The following is a 20,138-nucleotide window of genomic DNA, read 5'->3' on the forward strand; positions in this document are numbered from 1 at the left end:
CTCAATAGAAAATCAGTTATGCCGGTCGAAAAACTCGACGATGGCGTTAAGCGCGACTGAGCGCATAGCGTCCTTTTCAAAAAGGATCTCATGGTACGCGCCGTTGATGACCAGCGGTTTACCCCCTTCACAAGGGTGACCGGCGGCAGCGCGCAGTTCACAAAAACGGTCATGCATGCGGTTATCCACCACACGCTCTTCTTCAGCCTGAATCAGGAGTGTCGGCGTGTCATCATCACCAACACCCGCCAGAACCTGCTCCCCTGCATGTATCCCCTCCCGCACCCAGTGCCAGGTGGGGCCGCCAACGCGCAAGCGAGGCTCATCGGCATAGAAGCGCAGGTTGCGGCGATAACGCTGACGGCTATGGGTTAAGACGTTGAGGGCAAACGGCAAAGCCCGCCAGCGCCCTGTTCCGATGGCGTAGCCTTCACGAATGCGCTGATGGCCCTCAGCCCAGTCGAGAAGATGGCGCACCATCCAGTCCGGAAAACGTATCACAATGCCATACATCGGCGCGGTCAGCGCAATGGCATCGCACTGGTGATCGTAGCGCTGCAAAAAGAGCGTAGAGATCGCGCCGCCCATGGAGTGCGCAAGAATATAGCGCTTACGCCACGGGCCGGGCTGCACTTCCTGCTGCCAGAAGGCGGCAAGATCGTCGACATAATCACTGAAGTTATCTACGTGGCCACGATGGGTATCCGGCAACATTCGACCGGAAAGCCCCTGCCCGCGATGATCGATAATTAACACGTCAAAACCCAGATGGAACAGGTCGTACGCCAGCTCGGCATATTTGATGTAGCTTTCGATACGCCCGGGACAGACCACAATCACCCGGTCATTTTTTTCATCACGGAAACGAACAAAGCGCACCGGGATATTCCCGACGCCCGTAAACTCATCTTCCTCACGCTGACGCCAGAAATCGGTCAGCGGCCCCATGGAGAAAGCAGCAAATGCGTTTTCTCGTGTTTCCCAGTCCTTTTTCTGCTGCAACATCGGGTTTCCACCCCCCGTCATTCAGGGAATATCGTTTTTTTCGTAACTGGTCACAAAATGACTCAACAATAGCGTATTGTGGCATAAAAACAGACGATTCGGGAGTTTCAAATGACCTTCGAGTGGTGGTTCGCTTACCTGCTGACATCCATCATCCTCAGCCTGTCACCGGGTTCGGGGGCAATTAATACCATGACAACCTCCATTAACCACGGTTATCGCGGGGCGGCAGCATCCATTGCCGGTTTGCAAACCGGACTGGGGATTCACATTGTGCTGGTGGGCGTGGGTTTAGGGACGCTCTTCTCCCGCTCGGTGCTGGCATTTGAAGTGCTGAAATGGGCCGGTGCGGCGTATCTGATTTGGCTCGGCATTCAGCAATGGCGCGCAGCAGGCTCAATTGACCTCAACACTCTTGCCCGGACGCAAACGCGCGGCCGCCTGTTTAAGCGGGCGGTGTTTGTGAATCTGACCAACCCAAAAAGCATCGTTTTTCTGGCTGCCCTGTTCCCGCAGTTTATCGTCCCGCATCAGCCGCAGGTCATGCAGTACGTAGTCCTGGGCGTGACTACCATTGTTGTCGATATTATTGTGATGATTGGCTACGCGACGCTGGCGCAGCGGATTGCAGCATGGATTAAAGGGCCTAAGCAAATGAAGGCCCTGAACAAAGTGTTTGGTTCGCTGTTTATGCTGGTTGGCGCGCTGCTTGCGTCAGCGCGTCATGCTTAGCGAGAGATAATAAGGTGAATACCAAAGCCGGCGAACAGCGCGCCGGCGAAGCCGTCAATCCACTTCGCGATGCGCTGATAGCCACGGCGCATCGCCGGTAAGGCAAACAGGCTGGCAACAACGGTGAACCACGCAAACGTCTCAACCACGATCAGCAGGAAGATACCCCAGCGTGCACCCGCGCCCACGCTGTCGCCCACGAACAGAGAGAAGACGGAACCGAAATAGATAATCGCTTTCGGGTTCGCCAGGTTGGTCAGCAGCCCTTTAACAAAGCTACGGCCGCCCGTTGCCAGCTCAACTTTTGGCTCTTGCGGTTTTTTCTCTTCTTTCTTCAGCGCCCCGCGCAGCATCTGGTAGCCCATCCAGCACAAGTACAGACCGCCACCGACCATGATGATGTTATGCAGCCACGCCATCTTCGCCAGGATGAGGTTCAGGCCAAGCAGCGCCACGGCCGCCCAGACCATAACCCCCATAGTGATACCCAACACCCCCATCATTGCTTCTTTGCGGGAGCGGCTGACGGCGGTTTGTGACACGAAGAAAAAGTCAGGGCCCGGGCTCATCAGCGCAACAATGTGCACCAACGCCACGGTAAGAAATAGCATTAACATAATTCGCTCGCGGGGAAATAATTCAGTGAGTCATCATCCTGGCACTTTTTTGCGCGGCTGACTACTCCTCATCATCACCATCGACATGTGAACGGATGAGCGCCATGAATTCTTTACCAAAGCGCTCCAGCTTGCGCGTGCCCACGCCGTTGACGCTCAGCATTTCGCTGGCGCTGAGCGGCATCTGCTCGGCCATCTCGATCAGCGTCGCGTCGTTGAAGACCACATATGGCGGAATGTTCTCTTCATCGGCAATCGCTTTACGCAGTTTGCGCAGTTTGGCAAACAGCTTGCGGTTGTAGTTGCCGCCGTAGGATTTCTGCATCACCCGCGGTTTCAGGGCCACTACGCGCGGCACGGCGAGCTTGAGTTCAACATCCCCACGCAGCACCGGGCGCGCGGCTTCGGTGAGCTGAAGCGCGGAGTGCTGGGCGATGTTCTGTGTGGCAAAACCGAGGTGAATCAACTGACGAATAATGCTGACCCAATGCTCGTGGCTCTGGTCTTTGCCAATACCGTAGACAGGTAGCTTATCGTGGCCCATGTCGCGGATACGCTGGTTATTGGCGCCGCGCAGCACTTCCACCACGTAGCCCATCCCGAAGCGCTGATTAACACGGTATATGGTCGAAAGCGCCTTACGCGCGTCCATCAGGCCATCGTACTGCTTTGGCGGGTCGAGACAGATATCGCAGTTGCCGCACGGCTCCTGACGCCCTTCACCAAAGTAGTTGAGCAGCACCAGACGACGGCAGGTCTGCGCTTCCGCAAACGCGCCCATGGCGTTGAGTTTGTGACGCTCGATATCCTGCAGCTGTCCCTGAGGTTTCTCTTCAAGGCAGCGGCGCAGCCACGCCATATCGGCCGGATCGTAAAACAGCATCGCTTCCGCAGGCAGACCATCACGGCCTGCGCGGCCGGTTTCCTGGTAGTAGGATTCGATATTTCGCGGAATGTCGAAGTGCACCACAAAGCGGACGTTGGGCTTGTTAATGCCCATGCCGAACGCCACCGTCGCCACCACAATCTGCAGGTCATCACGCTGGAATTTTTCCTGCACGTCGGCGCGGATGTGGTTTTCTAACCCGGCATGATAGGCCGCCGCGCTAAAGCCGCGATTTTGCAGACGCGCAGCGGTGTCTTCCACCTTCGCGCGGCTGTTGCAGTAGATGATGCCTGACTTGCCGCGTTGCTCCTGCACATAGCGCAGAAGCTGATCCAGCGGCTTGAATTTTTCCATCAGCATATAGCGGATGTTCGGGCGGTCGAAGCTGCTGACCTGGATCAGCGGGTCGTTCAGCCCCAGCAGGCGGACGATATCCAGCCGCGTGGTGTCATCTGCCGTGGCGGTCAGCGCCATAAACGGCAGTTCAGGGAAGCGCTGACGCAGCTGACCAAGTGCCGCATATTCCGGGCGGAAATCGTGGCCCCACTGCGAGATACAGTGTGCTTCATCAACGGCCAGCAGAACGGGATTCCAGTGCGCCAGATGGTCGAGGAAGTTATCCAGCATCAACCGTTCTGGTGCGATATACAGCAAGCGAACCTGTCCGGTACGGCAACCGGCCATCACCTCTTGCTGCTGCTCGCGGGTTTGCGTGGAGTTAAGACAGGCCGCCGCCACGCCGTTGGCGAGCAGCTGGTCAACCTGGTCTTTCATCAGAGAAATCAGCGGCGATACCACGACCGTCAGGCCATTAAGTACCAGCGCGGGCACCTGATAGCAGAGCGATTTACCGCCACCGGTCGGCATTACCACCAGGCAATCACGGCCTTCCAGCACGGTTTCAATGATGGTTTCCTGGCCAGGACGGAACTGCTGGTAGCCAAAGGTTTCATGCAAAACCTGTTTAGCCAGCGACTCCTGATTCAATACTTCCGCCTGCGCCACGTTAACCCCATATGCCAGAAATGAAACAGGCGCTATTTTCAGCGCCTGAGAGAGAAACTTCAACGTTTAACGCAAAAACATTCGAGCGTCTTAGAAAATATCGTTCAGCATCACGCCGACACCCACGCGAGTCTGATTGAAGTTGTAATCGATGAGCGACTCGCCGTAACCGCTGTAGACCTGCGTATAGATACGCACGTGTTTGGTCATCGGGTAGCTTAAGCCCACTTCTGCGCCGCCGTAACCGGTGTTCCAGTTGTACTGGCCCCTGGCGCTCAGCACCGCATCACCCAGCTGATAGCCAATCCTGAGCTGATAGTAGCCCATATATTTGGTGATATCCGGGTTGTCATCGGTGCTGCCCACCACGTACCACGGCTTCACTTCCACCATCATATTACCGTTTTGCGCCATCAGGCGCGTATAGGCGCGGTTCCAGCTACGTGAGGTTGGATCGGAACGGCCGTTGGAGTCATGGTTGAAGCCCACTTCAACGTCACGCAATGTCCAGCCTGCAAACTCATAATCCGTTGCGAACCCCAGGAACAGCTGTGGCTCATAGTTGGTTTCACGGAACGGTGAAGATTCACCGCTGTTGGAAAGCTGCCACCAGGATTTCTGGGTATAAGATGCACCGAGAACCGAATTCGGCCCCAGAATGCCGCGCCAGAACGGAAATGCGAGGCTGAGCTGATATTTCACCTCATCTTTGCGCGCATTCTCAGCCCAGTCATAGGAGCGAATCGCCTCTTTGTTGAGATCGCTGGTCCAGGTATAGAGCACATAGTTGGTGTCGTACGGGTAGAGCGTGAAGGGATTATCATGCTCCTGCAGCAGGTTAGCGATAATGCTACCGCGAACTGCTGGCGTATCATGCACCTCTTTGACTGTCGCTTCCTGCGCATAGGCTGTGAGGGGCAGCGCAACCGCTGCCAGTAACCCTGCCAGATACGTCCGCATCGGTGGTGTTCTCCTGCAAAATGTTAAATGATCTGAATCGTTATATGGCGCACATTCTACAGACTTCTGCAGCAACTGCTGCATCCTCGTTTCTGAAAGTGGCATTCTTGCCTGTCCGGGCATAAAATCAACATTTTATTAACATTAAGGATGTGATGTCTCATGTCAGCCATGCTAACCGCCGAAGAAGCGTTAAAACTCGTGGGCGAGATTTTTGTTTATCATATGCCGTTTAACCGCGCGCTGGGACTGGAGCTGGAGCGTTACGAAAAAGACTTTGCCCAGCTCAGTTTTAACAACCAGCCGATGATGGTAGGCAACTGGGCACAGAGCATTTTACATGGCGGGGTGATTGCCTCCGCGCTGGACGTGGCTGCAGGGCTGGTATGTGTTGGCAGCACCCTGACCCGCCATGACACCATCAACGAAGACGAGCTGCGTCAGCGCTTATCCCGCATGGGTACCATCGATTTACGCGTCGATTATCTGCGTCCCGGACGCGGAAACCGCTTCACCTGCAGCAGCAGCCTGCTCCGTGCGGGTAATAAGGTCGCCGTGGCGCGTGTTGAACTGCATAACGAAGAACAACTTTATATCGCCAGCGCAACCGCCACTTATATGGTGGGTTGAAGCTGAAAAATCGGGTAAAGTTAATTCACTTTTTTGTCACGGATTTTCCCGATGGATGCTAAACAGACGCGGCAGGGCGTGTTACTCGCCCTTGCCGCTTATTTTATTTGGGGTGTCGCACCCGCCTACTTTAAATTTATCGCTTACGTACCGGCTGATGAGATCCTCACTCACCGCGTCATCTGGTCCTTCTTCTTCATGATCGCGCTGATGAGCGTTAGTCGTCAGTGGTCTGGCGTCAAAACGCTGCTACAAACCCCGAAGAAGATCTTCCTGCTGGCACTCTCGGCAGTACTGATTGGCGGAAACTGGCTGCTGTTTATCTGGGCGGTGAATAATCATCATATGCTCGAAGCGAGTCTGGGCTACTTTATAAACCCGCTGGTGAATATTGTGCTGGGGATGATTTTCCTCGGCGAGCGCTTCCGCCGGATGCAGTGGCTGGCGGTGATCCTCGCCTTCTGCGGCGTGCTGGTTCAGCTGTGGACCTTCGGTTCACTGCCTGTTATTGCGCTGGGGCTGGCGTTCAGCTTTGCGTTCTACGGGCTGGTGCGTAAGAAGATTGCCGTGGAAGCGCAAACCGGCATGCTGTTTGAAACCCTGTGGCTGTTGCCGGTGGCCGCTATCTATCTCTTCGGCATTGCCGACAGCCCGACCAGCCACATGGGCAGCAACCCGTGGTCCCTGAATGTGATGCTGATGGCCGCAGGCGTGGTGACGACCATCCCACTGCTCTGCTTTACCGGTGCGGCAACGCGCCTGCGTCTGTCCACGCTGGGCTTTTTCCAGTACATCGGCCCGACGCTGATGTTCCTGCTGGCGGTGGTGTTTTACGGCGAAGTGCCGGGTGCGGATAAGATGGTGACGTTCGCGTTTATCTGGGTGGCGCTGGCGATTTTTGTCGCTGACGCGATTTATACCCAGCGCCGGGTGCGTAAAGGGCTGTGATTTTCCCCTCTCCCGGTGGGAGAGGGAGTTCGATCATAGGGCGGGTAAGCACAGCGCCACCCGCCAGATTTTTACAGCCAGTTGCGACGCTTGAAATAGAGATACGGCGCCAGCCCGGCGAGGATCATAAAGATAATCGCCCCCGGATAGCCGAAACTCCACTTCAGCTCTGGCATAAACTCAAAGTTCATCCCATAGCTGGATGCCACCAGCGTCGGCGGCAGGAACACCACGGATACCACCGAGAAGATCTTGATAATGCGGTTCTGCTCGATGTTGATAAAGCCCATCGCCGCCTGCATCAGGAAGTTGACCTTCTGGAACAGTGATTCGTTGTGCGGCAGCAGGGATTCGATATCGCGCAGGATCTCACGCGCCTGTTCCAGCTGGCCGCCCGGCAGACGCGCCTTGCGCACCAGGAAGTTCAGCGCGCGCTGGGTATCCATCAGACACAGACGCACCTTCCAGCCGATATCTTCCAGCTCCGCCAGCGTGGAGAGCGCTTCGTCGTATTCATCGCCCTGATGGCCTTCCATGATGACGCGGCTCAGTTTTTCCAGATCGCTGTAGATATTTTCAATCTCATCCGCCAGCTGCTCAATTTTGGTTTCGAACAGATCGAGCAGCAATTCGTAAGCATTGCCGTCCACCATCGCCTGGCTGCGGGCGCGCATACGGTAGAGACGAAACGCCGGCAGTTCGCGCTCGCGCAGGGTAAACAGGCGACCGTCGCGAATGGTAAATGCCACGGTGGAGTTCCCCGCGTGGTCTTCGGCATCTTCAAAGAAGAAGAAGGAGTGAATGTGCAGGCCGTCTTCGTCTTCAAAAAAACGTGCGGATGCTTCGATGTCTTCCAGTTCCGGGCGAGTGGCCAGACTCTGCCCCAGCTCAGATTGTACGCGCAGGCGTTCATCGTCGTCCGGCTCGACCAGATCCACCCATACGGCATCAATGAGGGGCTGTGACTCTTCGGCTTCAAGCCGAGTCAGTCGGTTATTTTCGAGTTGAAATGCGCTCAACATGACCGGGACTCCCAATGCAAAAAATATCGGACAGTTCGGTGGGCACACAGAAACAAATTGGGTTTCAGACCATTAAACAGCCTGACTCAGCGCGACGGGAATAATGCAGGTCGCTGACAACCACTAAGGCCATCAGCAAGAGGAGATAGCCTTAGGAGTTGTTCCTGGATGACAGGGAATTGAGCCAGTATCTACTGGGTGTGTCCAAGGCGAATGTCCTCTTAGCGTAATCGTGCGCGCATGTTACGCCAGCAGCAACTGTGGCGTCAACACGCAACGAAACGCTGAAGGGCATTAATTGACCTTCAACGTATAAGGCTAGCAGATTATTACAAAATAATGATATTTTTCTGAAAGTTACACTGCTTCCAGCTTGGCATACGCGGCCACCAGCCATTTGATCCCCTGCCCCTGGAACGCCACCTGCAGGCGGCTGTGCTCGCCGCTGCCTTCCAGATTGACGATGGTGCCTTCGCCAAACTTCGAATGGCGCACGCGCTGGCCCAGCTTATAGCCGGTGTCGGTTTCCGCAATCGGCGAGCCCATCCGCTGATGGCTGACCGGGCGGCTGATACTGGCACGCAGACGCACCTCTTCGACACACTCTTCCGGCAATTCGCCGATAAAGCGCGACGGACGGTGATAGACCTCTTTACCGTACAAACGGCGGGTTTCAGCGTAGGTCAGCGTCAGCTTCTGCATCGCTCGCGTCACGCCTACGTAAGCCAGACGGCGCTCCTCTTCCAGACGCCCACCTTCATCCAGCGACATCTGGCTCGGGAACATGCCCTCTTCCATGCCGACGATAAACACCTGCGGGAATTCGAGGCCTTTGGCAGAGTGCAGGGTCATTAGTTGAACCGCATCCTGCCAGGTATCCGCCTGCCCTTCGCCCGCTTCCAGCGCGGCGTGAGAAAGGAACGCCTGCAGCGGCATCAGGTCTTCGTCTTCTTCGTTGTAGCTGAACTGGCGCGTTGCCGTCACCAGTTCCTCTAAGTTCTCAATACGGGTCTGGCCCTTCTCGCCTTTCTCCTGCTCGTACATGGTGCGCAGGCCGGAGTCTTTGATCACCCGGTCAGTCTGCACGTGTAGCGGCATGTCGGCGGTTTCCTGCGCCAGCGCGTCAATTAATTCCAGGAAGCGCTGCAGCGCGCTGGCAGCGCGTCCGGCGAGGGCTTTTTCCTGCAACAGCTCGCGGCACGCCTGCCAGAGCGTAAGCTGGCGATCGCGCGAGGCCTGACGCACCACGTCCAGCGTCCGGTCACCAATGCCGCGGGTTGGCGTATTCACCACACGTTCAAACGCCGCATCGTCGTTTCGGTTAGCGATCAGGCGCAGATACGAGAGCGCGTCTTTGATCTCCTGACGTTCGAAGAAGCGCATGCCGCCGTAGATACGGTACGGCATGCTCACCTGCAGCAGCGCCTCTTCCAGCACGCGCGACTGGGCGTTGCTGCGGTAGAGAATGGCACACTGTTCCAGCGCGCCACCGTTGTCCTGCCAGGTTTTGATGCGGTTCACCACGAAACGTGCTTCGTCGAGCTCGTTGAAGGCGCAGTAAATGGAAATCGGCTCACCGTCGACCCCGTCGGTCCATAACTTTTTACCCAGACGCCCGTTGTTGTTTTCAATCAGGGCGTTGGCCGCGCTGAGGATATTGCTGGTCGAGCGGTAGTTCTGCTCCAGACGGATGGTTTCGGCGCCGGGGAAGTCGTTGAGGAAGCGCTGAATGTTTTCCACCTGCGCGCCACGCCAGCCGTAGATGGACTGGTCGTCATCGCCTACGATCATCACCTTGCCGGTATCCCCGGCCAGCAGGCGGATCCAGGCGTACTGGATGTTGTTGGTATCCTGGAATTCGTCCACCAGGATATTGGTGAAGCGTTCACGGTAATGCTGCAGGATATGCGGTTTGTTCAGCCACAGCTCGTGGGCGCGCAGCAACAGTTCGGCAAAGTCCACCAGCCCGGCGCGGTCACACGCTTCCTGGTAGGCCTTGTAAACGTTCTGCCAGGTCTGCTCCACCGGATTGCCAAAGCTCTGAATATGGTGCGGGCGCAACCCTTCGTCTTTCTGGCCGTTGATGTACCACATCGCCTGACGCGGCGGCCACTGTTTCTCGTCGAGGTTCATCGCCTTAATCAGGCGTTTCAGCAGACGGAGCTGGTCTTCACTGTCGAGGATCTGGAAATCCTGCGGCAGATTGGCGTCCATATGGTGCGCACGCAGCAGACGGTGCGCCAGACCGTGGAAGGTGCCGACCCACATGCCGCCCTGGCTGGTGCCCATCAGCTGGGCAATACGGTGGCGCATCTCCGCCGCCGCCTTGTTGGTGAACGTGACCGCCATGATGGAGTACGGAGAGCAGTTTTCCACGCTCTGCAGCCAGGCGATACGGTGAACCAGCACGCGCGTCTTACCACTGCCCGCCCCAGCCAGCACCAGCAGGTTGGTACGCGAGGCGGCAACCGCGTCACGCTGTTTGTCATTAAGGCTGTCGAGCAGGTAAGAAACGTCCATTGGCACCGTCACATAGTATTCAGGAACACAGCAAAGCGCCCGGTGGCGCTTTGCTTACCGGGCCTACAACTGCAAAAACCCTGGTAATTTATACAATATTACTGGTGATTATATCAGCGTCGTGAGGGATGCCAACCGTGAAATTTCCAGGTGCGGCAGAAGACGGCTGTCCGGGGCGATCATCAGGTCCGTCTTTTCTGGCTTGATCCAGCAGGCCTGCATACCGCAGCGGATGGCACCCGCTACGTCTGTGGTCAGGTCATCACCCACATGCAACATTTCGCCGAGCGGCAGGTTCAGCTTCTCCGCCGCCAGATGATACATATCGTTAAACGGCTTCGAGCGCCCGTGCGGACCCGCCCGCAGCACAAATTCAAAGTAATCCCCCAGACCAAACAGCTCCGGCTGCGCATTGCCATTGGTGATGGCGACCAGCGGCCATTTTTCTGCCAGTTTTGCCAGGGTGTCGTGCGTTTCCTGCGGCACGTCGATACGGCTGCGCCATTTGGCGAAGTTTTCCATTGCGGCTTCAGCCCCGACGGCCGCATCCTGTGCGCTCAGCCCAGCGTTGAGCATCGCCTGCTCCACCGCACGGCGACGCCATTCGGTTACATCGTGATAAATATCCGGCTCGGTCTCACGCAGGGACTGACGCAGCAGCTGAAAGTCCTTGTTCTGCATCGTCTTTAGCGCCGGATGGTAGTTCTGAACAAACGCCAGTGACTCCTGCTCAGTTCGCAGGATCACTTCACGGTTGTCATAAAGGGTGTCATCAAGATCAAAAGTCAGGGCTGAGATGTGACCCAGTGGGCGGTAAAAACGCATTATTTCCCCCGTTTGGCGCGTGGATGCGCCGCGTCATACACCGACGCAAGGTGTTGAAAGTCTAAGTGGGTATAGATTTGGGTGGTGGAGAGATTCGCGTGGCCGAGCAGCTCCTGCACGCCACGCAGATCGCCACTCGATTCCAGCATGTGGGTGGCAAAAGAGTGGCGCAGCTTGTGCGGATGGACGTGGCTGTTCAACCCCTGCTTAATGCCCCACTCTGCAAAGCGTTTCTGCACGTTACGCGCCGAGATCCGCTTGCCGAGTTTCGACAGGAACAGCGCCTCCTCCTCGGCGCCAAACAGCCCGCGCAGATCCAGCCAGTGCTCAATCCACGAGACGGCATTACGGCCAATCGGCAGGCGGCGCTCTTTGCTGCCCTTACCCATCACCCACACTTCGCCGGACTCCAGATCGAGATGTTTTAAATCGAGATTAACCAGTTCGGAAAGACGCAGGCCCGCACCGTACATGACCTCCAGCATCGCGCGATCGCGCACGGCCAGCGGGTCGTTGAGGTCAATATCCAGCAGGCGGTTTACATCGTCGACGTCGATATTTTTCGGCAGGTGACGCGGGGCTTTCGGCGTGGCGATGCCTTTCGCCGGGTTGGCTTTTAAGCCGCCCTGGCTCACCAGCCAGTCGAAGAAACTGCGCAGCGCAGAAAGCCTGAGCGCCAGACTCGCCGGGCTTAGGTTTTTTTTACGGCTGCGCACAACAAACCCACGGACGGTTGCAGCGTCACATTGTTTCCAGCTTTTCAGGCCGATCTCATCGGCAATCTGCATGATGGCATCAAGCTGACGCTGATAATTCAGCAGCGTAATGGGGCTTAGCTGACGTTCAACGCCCAGGTAGCGCAGAAAGCGCGAGACGTCAGTCGCGAGCAGGGCGTCCGTCATACACGTTCAATCCAGCGCTCCAGCAGCTCAGGCAGCATCAGGGCGATCTCCTGCAGCAGCTGCGTGCCTTGTCCCTGCTCGTAATGATGCGCGTCGCGGCTGGTAAATAACATCACCCCCAGATCGCCATCACGCCCCATCATCGACATCGCCACCGAGCCTATCGCTTTCGCCTCCGGCAGTACCACCAGCAGTTCCGGCCCGTTAAGCGGCCCAAGATAGTGATGTTCGTGGCCCAGACGCTGAATACGCAGGGGTTCAAACGCCTGGCGACTCAACGCCAGATGGGTAAAACCGGACGGCGCGCCAATGCGCCAGCGGTCAGGGAAAAGACGAATCGTTGCGCCAGCCAGCCCCAGTTCACGCGCCCAGCGGTGGAAGCGGCTGAGAAATTCTTCGAGGCTGTGCGCCGAGGCCAGACGCGCCTGCAGATGCAGAAGACGATAGAACAGGCTTTCGTTCGTGTTGGCCTGCTCCATCAGCAGCGTCATGTTCTCTTCAAGCTGATTGATGTGGTTGCGCGAGCGTGCCATGTGCCATTCGACCAGCGACACGGTCCCGCGAACCGGATGCGGCACACGCATCGCTTCGACGACGCGTGCATTGCGAATAAAAAACTCAGGATTGCGCAGCAGATAATCAACAACAGCCCTGTCGTCCAGTTCCGTCACCGTTTCCTGCAGTTCTTCCCCTGGTTGTTTCATAGATGGATAAACCCGTCATAGACATGTGCCGCCGGGCCAGTCATATACAGTGGATGACCCGGTCCTTTCCAGGCGATATCAAGACGACCGCCTGGTAACTCCACGCGAACCTCTTCGGCCAGTAACCCCTGAGAGATGCCGACGGCCACCGCAGCACAGGCACCGCTTCCGCAAGCCTGCGTTTCGCCCGCGCCGCGCTCGTACACGCGCAGACGGATATGCTCACGCTTCACCACCTGCATAAAACCGATATTCGCCCGTTCCGGGAAACGTTCATGGCTTTCCAGCACCGGGCCCAGGGTTTCAACCGCGGCCGTTTCCACGTTATCGACCTGAATCACACAGTGTGGGTTTCCCATCGAGACGACGCCACACAATACTGTCTGCTCGGCCGCACGCATAATATAGGTCTTTTCCGCTTTGTTTGCGCGAAACGGCACCGCAGAAGGCTCGAAGTTTGGTTCGCCCATGTTCACGCGCACCAGCTCGTCATCGGTAACGCTGAGCACCATGCGGCCATTCGCCGTGCTGACACGGATATCGCGTTTGTTGGTCAACCCTTTCAGGCGGACAAAGCGGGCAAAACAGCGCGCGCCGTTGCCGCATTGATTCACCTCGCTGCCATCCGCATTGAAAATACGGTAGTGGAAATCGAGGTCGGGATCGTACGGCGGTTCAACCACCAGCAGTTGATCGAACCCCACGCCCAGGTGTCGATCCGCCAGGCGGCGGATCAGTTCCGGGGAGAAAAAGACATTCTGCGTTACCGCGTCGACGACCATAAAATCGTTACCAAGGCCATGCATTTTAGAGAACTGCATCATTTGCTCCATTGCGCGGGTACAGAACGTGATCGTCAGAGATTAACCTGAGTCGGGCCACCGTTGTTGCCACGATCGTTAGTGTCTGGCGTAGATGACTCAATGCCGCTGTTCACAGGTTTCGTCGGCGGCGGCGCGGTTTTATCCGCTGGCGGGAAGTACAGCGGCCCCTTCAGTCCACAGCCAGTCAGACTAAACAGCGTGATGAGAACGGCAAGCGTTCGGAAAGCGTTTTTCATTATAAAGTTGCCCGTAAGTTCAAATCTGTTTCTATCATCGCAGGAGAAGACACAAAAGCAAGAGTTTGCCGCTTTCCTGCAACGGGAATTATTTAGGGTTATACTGCCGGCATCACGAAAAACAGGAACAAAACCATGAACGACAGTGAATTCCATCGCCTTGCCGACACCCTGTGGATGACCATTGAAGAGCGCCTGGACGACTGGGAAGGCGACAGCGATATCGATTGTGAAATCAACGGCGGTATCCTGACCCTCAGTTTCGAAAACGGCAGCAAAATTATTATTAACCGCCAGGAGCCGCTTCACCAGGTATGGCTGGCGGCCAGACAGGGTGGCTACCATTTCGATCTGAAAGGGGATGAATGGGTTTGTGACCGTAGCGGCGAAACCTTCTGGGATCTGCTGGAGCAGGCTGCAACCGCGCAGGCGGGTGAAGATGTGAGTTTCAGGTAGTGTTGTTGCCCGGTGGCGGCTACGCCTTACCGGGCCTACAACGGCTCGGACCGTAGCCACCCGGCGAAAAGCATCACGAGAAATACTGCTGCAACAGCGGTGCGGTATCCTGATTCGCAGGCACGGCAGGCGTTACGGCCTGAGTCCGGAACGGAATCACCTGCGCACGGCCATCGACATTCACAATCTGGTAGAACTGCGGCAGGTTGAAGTTGATGAAACTGGAGCCGTAGGTGAAGCGGTCGTGTGACGAGGAGTAGAAGCGGCTAACGTCACGCACCAGTTCCTCTTTACTGCCTTCGCAGTGGTGATACACCTCTGCGCGGTTGGTCTCATCAAGAATATAGATGTTGAAACCGGCATCGTCTCCCGACTCTTCAAAGAAGAACTGGATAATCCCTTCACTGGCAAATCCATCCACCACCTGCGGCAGCTTGACGTGGTTGGTCTCCACCTGAACCGACAGGCCATGCAGTTTGTTGTGGGAAATCGCGCCGTAAAACTCAATGGCGTTCTCCAGCTTCTGCACCGACACGTTCAGGCGTTCGAAGAACAGACCCCAGGTTTGCCCTGAAACACGCAGCGCTTTAAAGCGACCGGTTTCCTGACGGGTACTGGAAAGACGCAGCTCAATACACTCTGAAACTAACTGCTGCACGCGGGTACGAATCAAACCACGCAGGTGCTGGCTGTAGCAGAACACTTCCACGCTGTCCGGCGGCGCGGCATCCTGGTGCATCTTACCGAGAATGGTTTTCAACGCTTCGATCATCGCCTGCTCGCCGTTGAAGTGCAGCGTACGCACTTCGTTCCACGAGTTGCGGTACAGCAGATCCACGCTGCCGACCAGGCAATTTTGCTGCTCGCCAAAGCTGAAGACGTCCAGCTTGCGGAAGTCAAAATGCACGACCTGATTGCGGAAGGCCGCCGTCGGGTCATATTCCAGGTTGACGATAATCGCCAGATGACGAATTTCACACGGGCTGTAGAGCGCTTTTGGCGTGGGTGCCGGCAGACGCAGCGGGAAGTGATGGGAGACATCCGCCACCATCTCCTGCAGTTTGGCTAAATCGACCACTTCGTTGCCTTTGATAAACAGGCGGGTGCGCGAGGTCAGCAGGCCATTAAACCAGGCCCAGGCCACCAGCTTGTTCAGGTAGCGGTTATACTCCAGCGGCTGATGGCTAATGATTGAATCCATGCTTGGGGCACGGTTATACAGATACCACCCGGTGCGGTTCGCGCGGCCCGGCGGCACATAGATAAAGGTCAGGTTTGGCTCTGACAGATCGGGCGAAATTTGCGGGTTAACCAGGGTGACTTTGCCCGGCAGCGCTTCAAACGCGGCATACAGCTTGCGGGTCAATACCCCGATGTCCTGTGGGCTGGCGGACACGCTGAGGTTGTTACGGCGCGCAAAGCGGATCAGGTTACGGTAGCTTTGCATCATCGCATCAAGCAGTTCGTTGTGCGCTTCACGCACCTGATCGATTTTCCAGTTGGCGCGATTGTCGAGCATGGAGAGACGCTCTTCGCCCCATCCCCACTCTTTGACGAGCTGAGAAACCACTTCACGACGCCAGCCCACGCAGGCGCGTTCGCGGCTCAATTTCTCACAAACTTTGAGATAGAAACATCGACGCACCAGGTCGAGACGCGTGGTGTCATCAATGGCTTTCAGGTACTCGGTAACGCGTTCCAGCATCATGCAGTAGGCGTCAAGCCCAAAGGAGACAATCTCCCCGTCGTGCAGACGCTGCTTGATATCTTTCGCCAGCAGGCGTGGGGTTGGGTATTCCCAGGAATAGGCTTCGAGCAACAGCGTTTTCAGCACCGCTTTGTACGGTGAGTCGATGCTCTTATAAAGCTGCCAGAGGCTCGCGCCAAAGTACTCTTCGGCTGACAGGGAGCTCAGGCCGCCCAAATCCAGCCATTCGTTTGGCGTCAGTACGCCCTGCGCGTAGAGCGACATCACGTAATCATCGTAATGCTCTTCTTCTTCGCACGGGACCATATTCCACAGAATACGCTTCCCGGCCAGACGCACTGCCGTACGGTAAAATTCGTCCAGCAATAAAATGTGCTGCGTGGAGCCACAGTCCTCACCACCCAGACTGCCGCTTTCGTTATGGCGGAAACGGTTTTCATCAATCAGGAAGAAGCTCACTTCCACGCCAAGCGATGCCGCCCAGCTTTCCAGCAGGCTACATTTACGCTGCAGCAACTGACGCTCTTCGTTATCGAGCCAGGATTGATGACAGACCCAGATGTCCAGGTCAGACGAACAGCTTTGCCCTACCGAAGAGGTGCTCCCCATGGAGTAAACGCCGGTGATAGGCAGTTCACCTTTCGGGGATTCCTGCGGCGGCATGCCACGGTAGAGTTCAAGTTCGTTGAGATAATGCTGTTGGGTTTCATCAGGCGTGAAAAGGCAAATGCCCTTGGGAACGTTACCGTCAAGGTAACCCGGCATCAGCGGATGGTGATAGTGCAATAATGTCGGCAGCAGACTGTATACCTGCTGGAAAGCAGGGCCCATGGCAGCAAGCGCGCGATCCACACGCAGTTGATTGATGGCATCCAGTCTCTGTTTCAGAGTCTCAATATAGAGGTACAAGACGTATCGCCTGATGTTTCCGGGTGTCGCAAGCTATTCAAAAACAAAAATAACAGCGAGCCCGCAGTATTTCAAAAAGATAACCGTTACCCTTTTTCGCCCTTATCATTATGCTGGTACCGACGAAAAAATGGTCTAAAACGTGATCAATTTAACACCTTGCCGATTGACCGTAAAGAAAGTTGCGCTACATACAAAGTGTAGCACCGTTCTGTACGTGTAAATTCCTTAATACGGCTGTGGCTGACGAGAACTCCCGCCCTGTCCCTCTCTTCTTCATCACCGTAAAACTGCCATCCCAGAGTCAACAATGTTAGGATGGTTAGCGATTGATAATGACGGTAACAAGCATGTTAGACAATGTTTTGAGAATTGCCACACGCCAAAGCCCTCTTGCGCTCTGGCAGGCACATTATGTTAAGCAGCGCCTGGAAGCCTGCCACAGCGGCTTGCGCGTCGAGCTGGTACCCATGGTCACGCGCGGCGATGTGATCCTTGATACGCCGCTGGCGAAAGTGGGCGGCAAAGGCTTGTTTGTCAAAGAACTGGAACTGGCATTGCTTGAGAACCGCGCCGATATCGCCGTGCATTCGATGAAAGACGTGCCCGTCGAGTTCCCGGAAGGGCTGGGGCTGGTGACCATTTGCGAGCGCGAGGATCCGCGCGATGCGTTTGTCTCTAACCAGTTTGACTCGCTAGATGCGTTGCCCAAAGGCAGCGTGGTTGGCACGTCCAGTTTACGCCGCCAGTGTCAGTTGGCTGAACGCCGTCCGGATCTGATCATACGCTCGCTGCGCGGTAACGTTGGCACGCGTCTGGGCAAGCTGGATAACGGCGATTACGATGCCATTATCCTCGCGGTAGCAGGACTTAAGCGTCTGGGGCTGGAGTCACGCATTCGCGTCGCGTTGCCACCGGAGCTCTCTTTGCCGGCCGTGGGACAGGGCGCTGTAGGTATTGAGTGCCGTCTGGATGACAGGCGTACCCGTGAACTGCTTGCGCCGCTGAATCATGACGAGACGGCCATTCGCGTCAAAGCCGAGCGTGCGATGAATACCCGCCTTGAAGGGGGGTGCCAGGTGCCGATTGGCAGCTATGCTGAATTAATTAACGGTGAACTGTGGCTGCGTGCGCTGGTTGGCGCGCCGGACGGTTCGCAGATGGTACGCGGTGAGCGCCGCGGTAAACCGCAAGATGCTGAGCAGCTTGGCGTTTCGCTGGCGGAAGAGTTACTGGATAACGGTGCCCGCGAGATTCTGGCTGACGTTTACGATGGAGAGCCCCCTGCATGAGTATTCTCGTCACCCGCCCTTCTCCTGCAGGAGAGCAGTTAGTGAGCCGTCTGCGCGCACTGGGGCAGGTGGCCTGGAGTTTTCCGCTTATTGAATTCTCCCCGGGTCGGGAGCTGTCCGCGCTCGCCGACCATATGAATACCCTTCAGGAAGGCGACCTGCTGTTTGCCTTGTCGCAACATGCCGTGGAATTTGCCCATGCGCAGCTACAGCAGCAGGGACTGAACTGGCCTACCGCGCCACGCTATTTCGCGATTGGCCGTTCCACCGCTCTGGCGCTGCATACCGTAAGTGGAGCAGACGTACGTTACCCGTTAGATCGGGAAACCAGCGAAGTCTTGCTACAATTACCTGAATTACAAACCCTAATCGGAAAGCGTGCGCTGATTTTACGCGGTAACGGCGGACGCGAACTGTTAGGCGAAACGCTGCGTGAACGCGGAGCTGACGTCACGTTTTGCGAATGTTATCAACGCTGTGCAAAACATTACGATGGTGCACAAGAGGCGATGCGCTGGCATACGCGCGGCATTACAACGCTGGTGGTGACCAGCGGCGAAATGCTGCAGCAACTCTGGTCGCTGGTGCCGCTTTGGTATCGTGAAAACTGGTTACTCCACTGTCGGCTTTTGGTCGTCAGTGAGCGTCTGGCGAACCTCGCCCGAGAACTGGGCTGGCAAGATATTCGGATCGCTGATAACGCCGACAACGATGCGCTGCTGCGCGCATTACAATAACTCTCATAATGGGATGCCATAATGACGGAACACGACAAATCCTCCGCCGTGGTTGAAGAGACCAGGGAGACTGTGGACATGACGCCACAGTCAGAAACGACTGAGAAAACCGTTGAGAAGAAAAACGGCAGCAACAAGACCAGCCTCGCGCTGAGCGCGATTGCCATCGCCATTGCGCTGGCAGCAGGCGTCAGCCTCTACGGCCTGGTGAAACAGCAAAGCACCAATCAGACGGCAACCAGCGACGCGCTGGTTAATCAGCTCGCTGCGCTGCAAAAAGCGCAGGAGACACAAAAAACCGAGCTGGAAGGCGTCATCAAACAGCAGGCTGCCGCGCTTGCCGATGCGAACAGCAAACAGGAAGAGCTAACCAAACAGCTGGACGAAGTGCAGCAAAAAGTGGCTACCATTTCCGGTACCGATGCCAAAACCTGGCTGCTTTCTCAGGCCGATTTTCTGGTGAAACTGGCCGGGCGTAAGCTCTGGAGCGATCAGGATGTCACCACCGCCGCCGCTCTGCTGAAAAGCGCAGATGCGAGTCTGGCGGACATGAACGATCCAAGCCTCATCACCGCACGTCGCGCCATTACCGAAGACATCGCCAGCCTCTCCGCCGTTTCTCAGGTGGATTATGACGGCATCATCCTCAAGGTAAATCAGCTCTCGAACCAGATTGATAACCTGCAACTGGCTGATAACAACGACGACGATTCTCCCATGGATTCCGACGGCACCGAGCTGTCCAGCTCCCTGAGCGAGTGGCGTGTAAACCTGCAAAAAAGCTGGCAGAACTTTATGGACAGCTTCATCACCATTCGTCGCCGTGATGAAACCGCCGTGCCGCTGTTAGCGCCGAACCAGGATGTCTACCTGCGTGAGAACATTCGTTCCCGTCTGCTGGTCGCGGCCCAGGCCGTGCCACGTCATCAGGAAGAGACCTACAAGCAGGCGCTGGATAACGTCTCCACATGGGTACGTGCTTACTACGATACCGATGATGCCACCACCACGGCGTTCCTCGATGACATAGACAAACTGAGTCAGCAGAACATCACCATGAACGTGCCGGATAAACTGGCCAGCCAGCCGATTCTGGAAAAGCTGATGCAAACGCGCGTACGTAACCTGCTGGCACAGCCGGGCGTTCCGGCTGCGCAGACGGGTGAACCTGCACCAGCCGCCGCGCCCGCGCCTGAAAGCGCCCCACAAGGAGAGTAACG

General features: G+C 56.4%; 20 protein-coding genes. 7 read left to right on the forward strand and 13 right to left on the reverse strand.

The window, feature by feature from the left end:
• Positions 1-12: 12 nt before the first annotated feature.
• A complete protein-coding gene (gene pldB / locus ACOTX3_RS17375) occupies positions 13-1,005 on the reverse strand; it encodes a lysophospholipase L2 (RefSeq protein WP_013099248.1) in 993 nt (330 codons plus the stop codon).
• Between the two features lie 111 nt (positions 1,006-1,116).
• Here pldB and rhtB point away from each other — a divergent pair, with 111 nt between their 5' ends.
• Positions 1,117-1,737, forward strand: coding sequence for a homoserine/homoserine lactone efflux protein (gene rhtB, locus ACOTX3_RS17380; RefSeq protein ID WP_013099249.1), 621 nt, complete (start codon positions 1,117-1,119; stop codon positions 1,735-1,737).
• Here rhtB and rhtC read toward each other — a convergent pair.
• The 3 genes from rhtC to pldA form a co-directional block, all read right to left on the reverse strand.
• Positions 1,734-2,354, reverse strand: coding sequence for a threonine export protein RhtC (rhtC, locus tag ACOTX3_RS17385; RefSeq protein ID WP_014833703.1), 621 nt, complete (start codon positions 2,352-2,354; stop codon positions 1,734-1,736). The two genes, rhtB and rhtC, sit on opposite strands and share 4 nt — an antisense overlap.
• A gap of 61 nt (positions 2,355-2,415) precedes the next feature.
• Positions 2,416-4,245, reverse strand: a complete 1,830-nt coding sequence (gene recQ, locus ACOTX3_RS17390) for an ATP-dependent DNA helicase RecQ (protein ID WP_058678769.1) — start codon at positions 4,243-4,245, stop codon at positions 2,416-2,418.
• Positions 4,246-4,335: 90 nt separating this feature from the next.
• A complete protein-coding gene (gene pldA / locus ACOTX3_RS17395) occupies positions 4,336-5,205 on the reverse strand; it encodes a phospholipase A (RefSeq protein ID WP_013099252.1) in 870 nt (289 codons plus the stop codon).
• 162 nt (positions 5,206-5,367) lie between these two features.
• Here pldA and yigI point away from each other — a divergent pair, with 162 nt between their 5' ends.
• Both yigI and rarD read left to right on the forward strand, forming a co-directional pair.
• Positions 5,368-5,835: an acyl-CoA thioesterase YigI gene (gene yigI, locus ACOTX3_RS17400; RefSeq protein ID WP_013099253.1), complete on the forward strand. Its 468-nt coding sequence runs from the start codon at positions 5,368-5,370 to the stop codon at positions 5,833-5,835.
• Between the two features lie 51 nt (positions 5,836-5,886).
• Positions 5,887-6,783, forward strand: a complete 897-nt coding sequence (gene rarD, locus ACOTX3_RS17405; RefSeq protein WP_029883129.1) for an EamA family transporter RarD — start codon at positions 5,887-5,889, stop codon at positions 6,781-6,783.
• 71 nt (positions 6,784-6,854) lie between these two features.
• On the opposite strand, the gene corA is transcribed toward rarD, so the two are convergent.
• The 8 genes from corA to lptM all read right to left on the reverse strand — a co-directional run bounded on the left by corA (position 6,855) and on the right by lptM (position 13,816).
• A complete protein-coding gene (gene corA / locus ACOTX3_RS17410) occupies positions 6,855-7,805 on the reverse strand; it encodes a magnesium/cobalt transporter CorA (RefSeq protein ID WP_008501540.1) in 951 nt (316 codons plus the stop codon).
• A 151-nt stretch (positions 7,806-7,956) separates the two neighbouring features.
• Positions 7,957-8,013, reverse strand: coding sequence for a YsgD/CorL family protein (ysgD, locus tag ACOTX3_RS17415; RefSeq protein ID WP_212743980.1), 57 nt, complete (start codon positions 8,011-8,013; stop codon positions 7,957-7,959).
• Positions 8,014-8,162: 149 nt separating this feature from the next.
• A complete protein-coding gene (gene uvrD / locus ACOTX3_RS17420; RefSeq protein WP_013099255.1) occupies positions 8,163-10,325 on the reverse strand; it encodes a DNA helicase II in 2,163 nt (720 codons plus the stop codon).
• Positions 10,326-10,433: 108 nt separating this feature from the next.
• The gene (gene yigB / locus ACOTX3_RS17425) at positions 10,434-11,150 is read right to left on the reverse strand and encodes a 5-amino-6-(5-phospho-D-ribitylamino)uracil phosphatase YigB (RefSeq protein ID WP_013099256.1); all 717 of its coding nucleotides are present in this window, start codon (positions 11,148-11,150) and stop codon (positions 10,434-10,436) included.
• Complete coding sequence (gene xerC / locus ACOTX3_RS17430) at positions 11,150-12,052, reverse strand: tyrosine recombinase XerC (RefSeq protein WP_058678770.1); 903 nt, start codon at positions 12,050-12,052, stop codon at positions 11,150-11,152. The genes yigB and xerC overlap by 1 nt, the downstream gene beginning before the upstream one ends.
• Positions 12,049-12,756: a DUF484 domain-containing protein gene (locus ACOTX3_RS17435; RefSeq protein WP_013099258.1), complete on the reverse strand. Its 708-nt coding sequence runs from the start codon at positions 12,754-12,756 to the stop codon at positions 12,049-12,051. The genes xerC and ACOTX3_RS17435 overlap by 4 nt, the downstream gene beginning before the upstream one ends.
• Positions 12,753-13,577: a diaminopimelate epimerase gene (dapF, locus tag ACOTX3_RS17440; protein WP_013099259.1), complete on the reverse strand. Its 825-nt coding sequence runs from the start codon at positions 13,575-13,577 to the stop codon at positions 12,753-12,755. Before dapF ends, ACOTX3_RS17435 begins: the two co-directional genes overlap by 4 nt.
• Positions 13,578-13,612: 35 nt before the next feature.
• The gene (gene lptM, locus ACOTX3_RS17445; protein ID WP_013099260.1) at positions 13,613-13,816 is read right to left on the reverse strand and encodes an LPS translocon maturation chaperone LptM; all 204 of its coding nucleotides are present in this window, start codon (positions 13,814-13,816) and stop codon (positions 13,613-13,615) included.
• 135 nt (positions 13,817-13,951) lie between these two features.
• On the opposite strand from lptM, the gene cyaY reads away from it, so the two are divergent.
• A complete protein-coding gene (cyaY, locus tag ACOTX3_RS17450; protein ID WP_013099261.1) occupies positions 13,952-14,272 on the forward strand; it encodes an iron donor protein CyaY in 321 nt (106 codons plus the stop codon).
• Positions 14,273-14,345: 73 nt separating this feature from the next.
• Here cyaY and cyaA read toward each other — a convergent pair whose 3' ends face one another.
• Entirely contained in the window at positions 14,346-16,889 is a 2,544-nt protein-coding gene (gene cyaA, locus ACOTX3_RS17455) for a class I adenylate cyclase (RefSeq protein ID WP_013099262.1), read from the reverse strand.
• Positions 16,890-17,239: 350 nt separating this feature from the next.
• Here cyaA and hemC point away from each other — a divergent pair, with 350 nt between their 5' ends.
• Genes hemC through hemX form a run of 3 tightly spaced genes read left to right on the forward strand, consistent with a single transcriptional unit; the run spans position 17,240 to position 20,136 of the window.
• Entirely contained in the window at positions 17,240-18,181 is a 942-nt protein-coding gene (gene hemC / locus ACOTX3_RS17460; RefSeq protein WP_032618596.1) for a hydroxymethylbilane synthase, read from the forward strand.
• On the forward strand, positions 18,178-18,918 hold the full coding sequence (gene hemD, locus ACOTX3_RS17465; RefSeq protein ID WP_029883127.1) for a uroporphyrinogen-III synthase: 741 nt from the start codon (positions 18,178-18,180) through the stop codon (positions 18,916-18,918). The genes hemC and hemD overlap by 4 nt, the downstream gene beginning before the upstream one ends.
• Before the next feature lie 21 nt (positions 18,919-18,939).
• Positions 18,940-20,136 carry a uroporphyrinogen-III C-methyltransferase gene (hemX, locus tag ACOTX3_RS17470; RefSeq protein ID WP_058678771.1) on the forward strand — a complete coding sequence of 399 codons (1,197 nt, stop codon included), beginning with the start codon at positions 18,940-18,942 and terminating at the stop codon, positions 20,134-20,136.
• Positions 20,137-20,138 lie beyond the last annotated feature (2 nt).

The organism is Enterobacter cloacae complex sp. IR5384, from assembly GCF_049237265.1.
Lineage (GTDB): Bacteria > Pseudomonadota > Gammaproteobacteria > Enterobacterales > Enterobacteriaceae > Enterobacter > Enterobacter cloacae.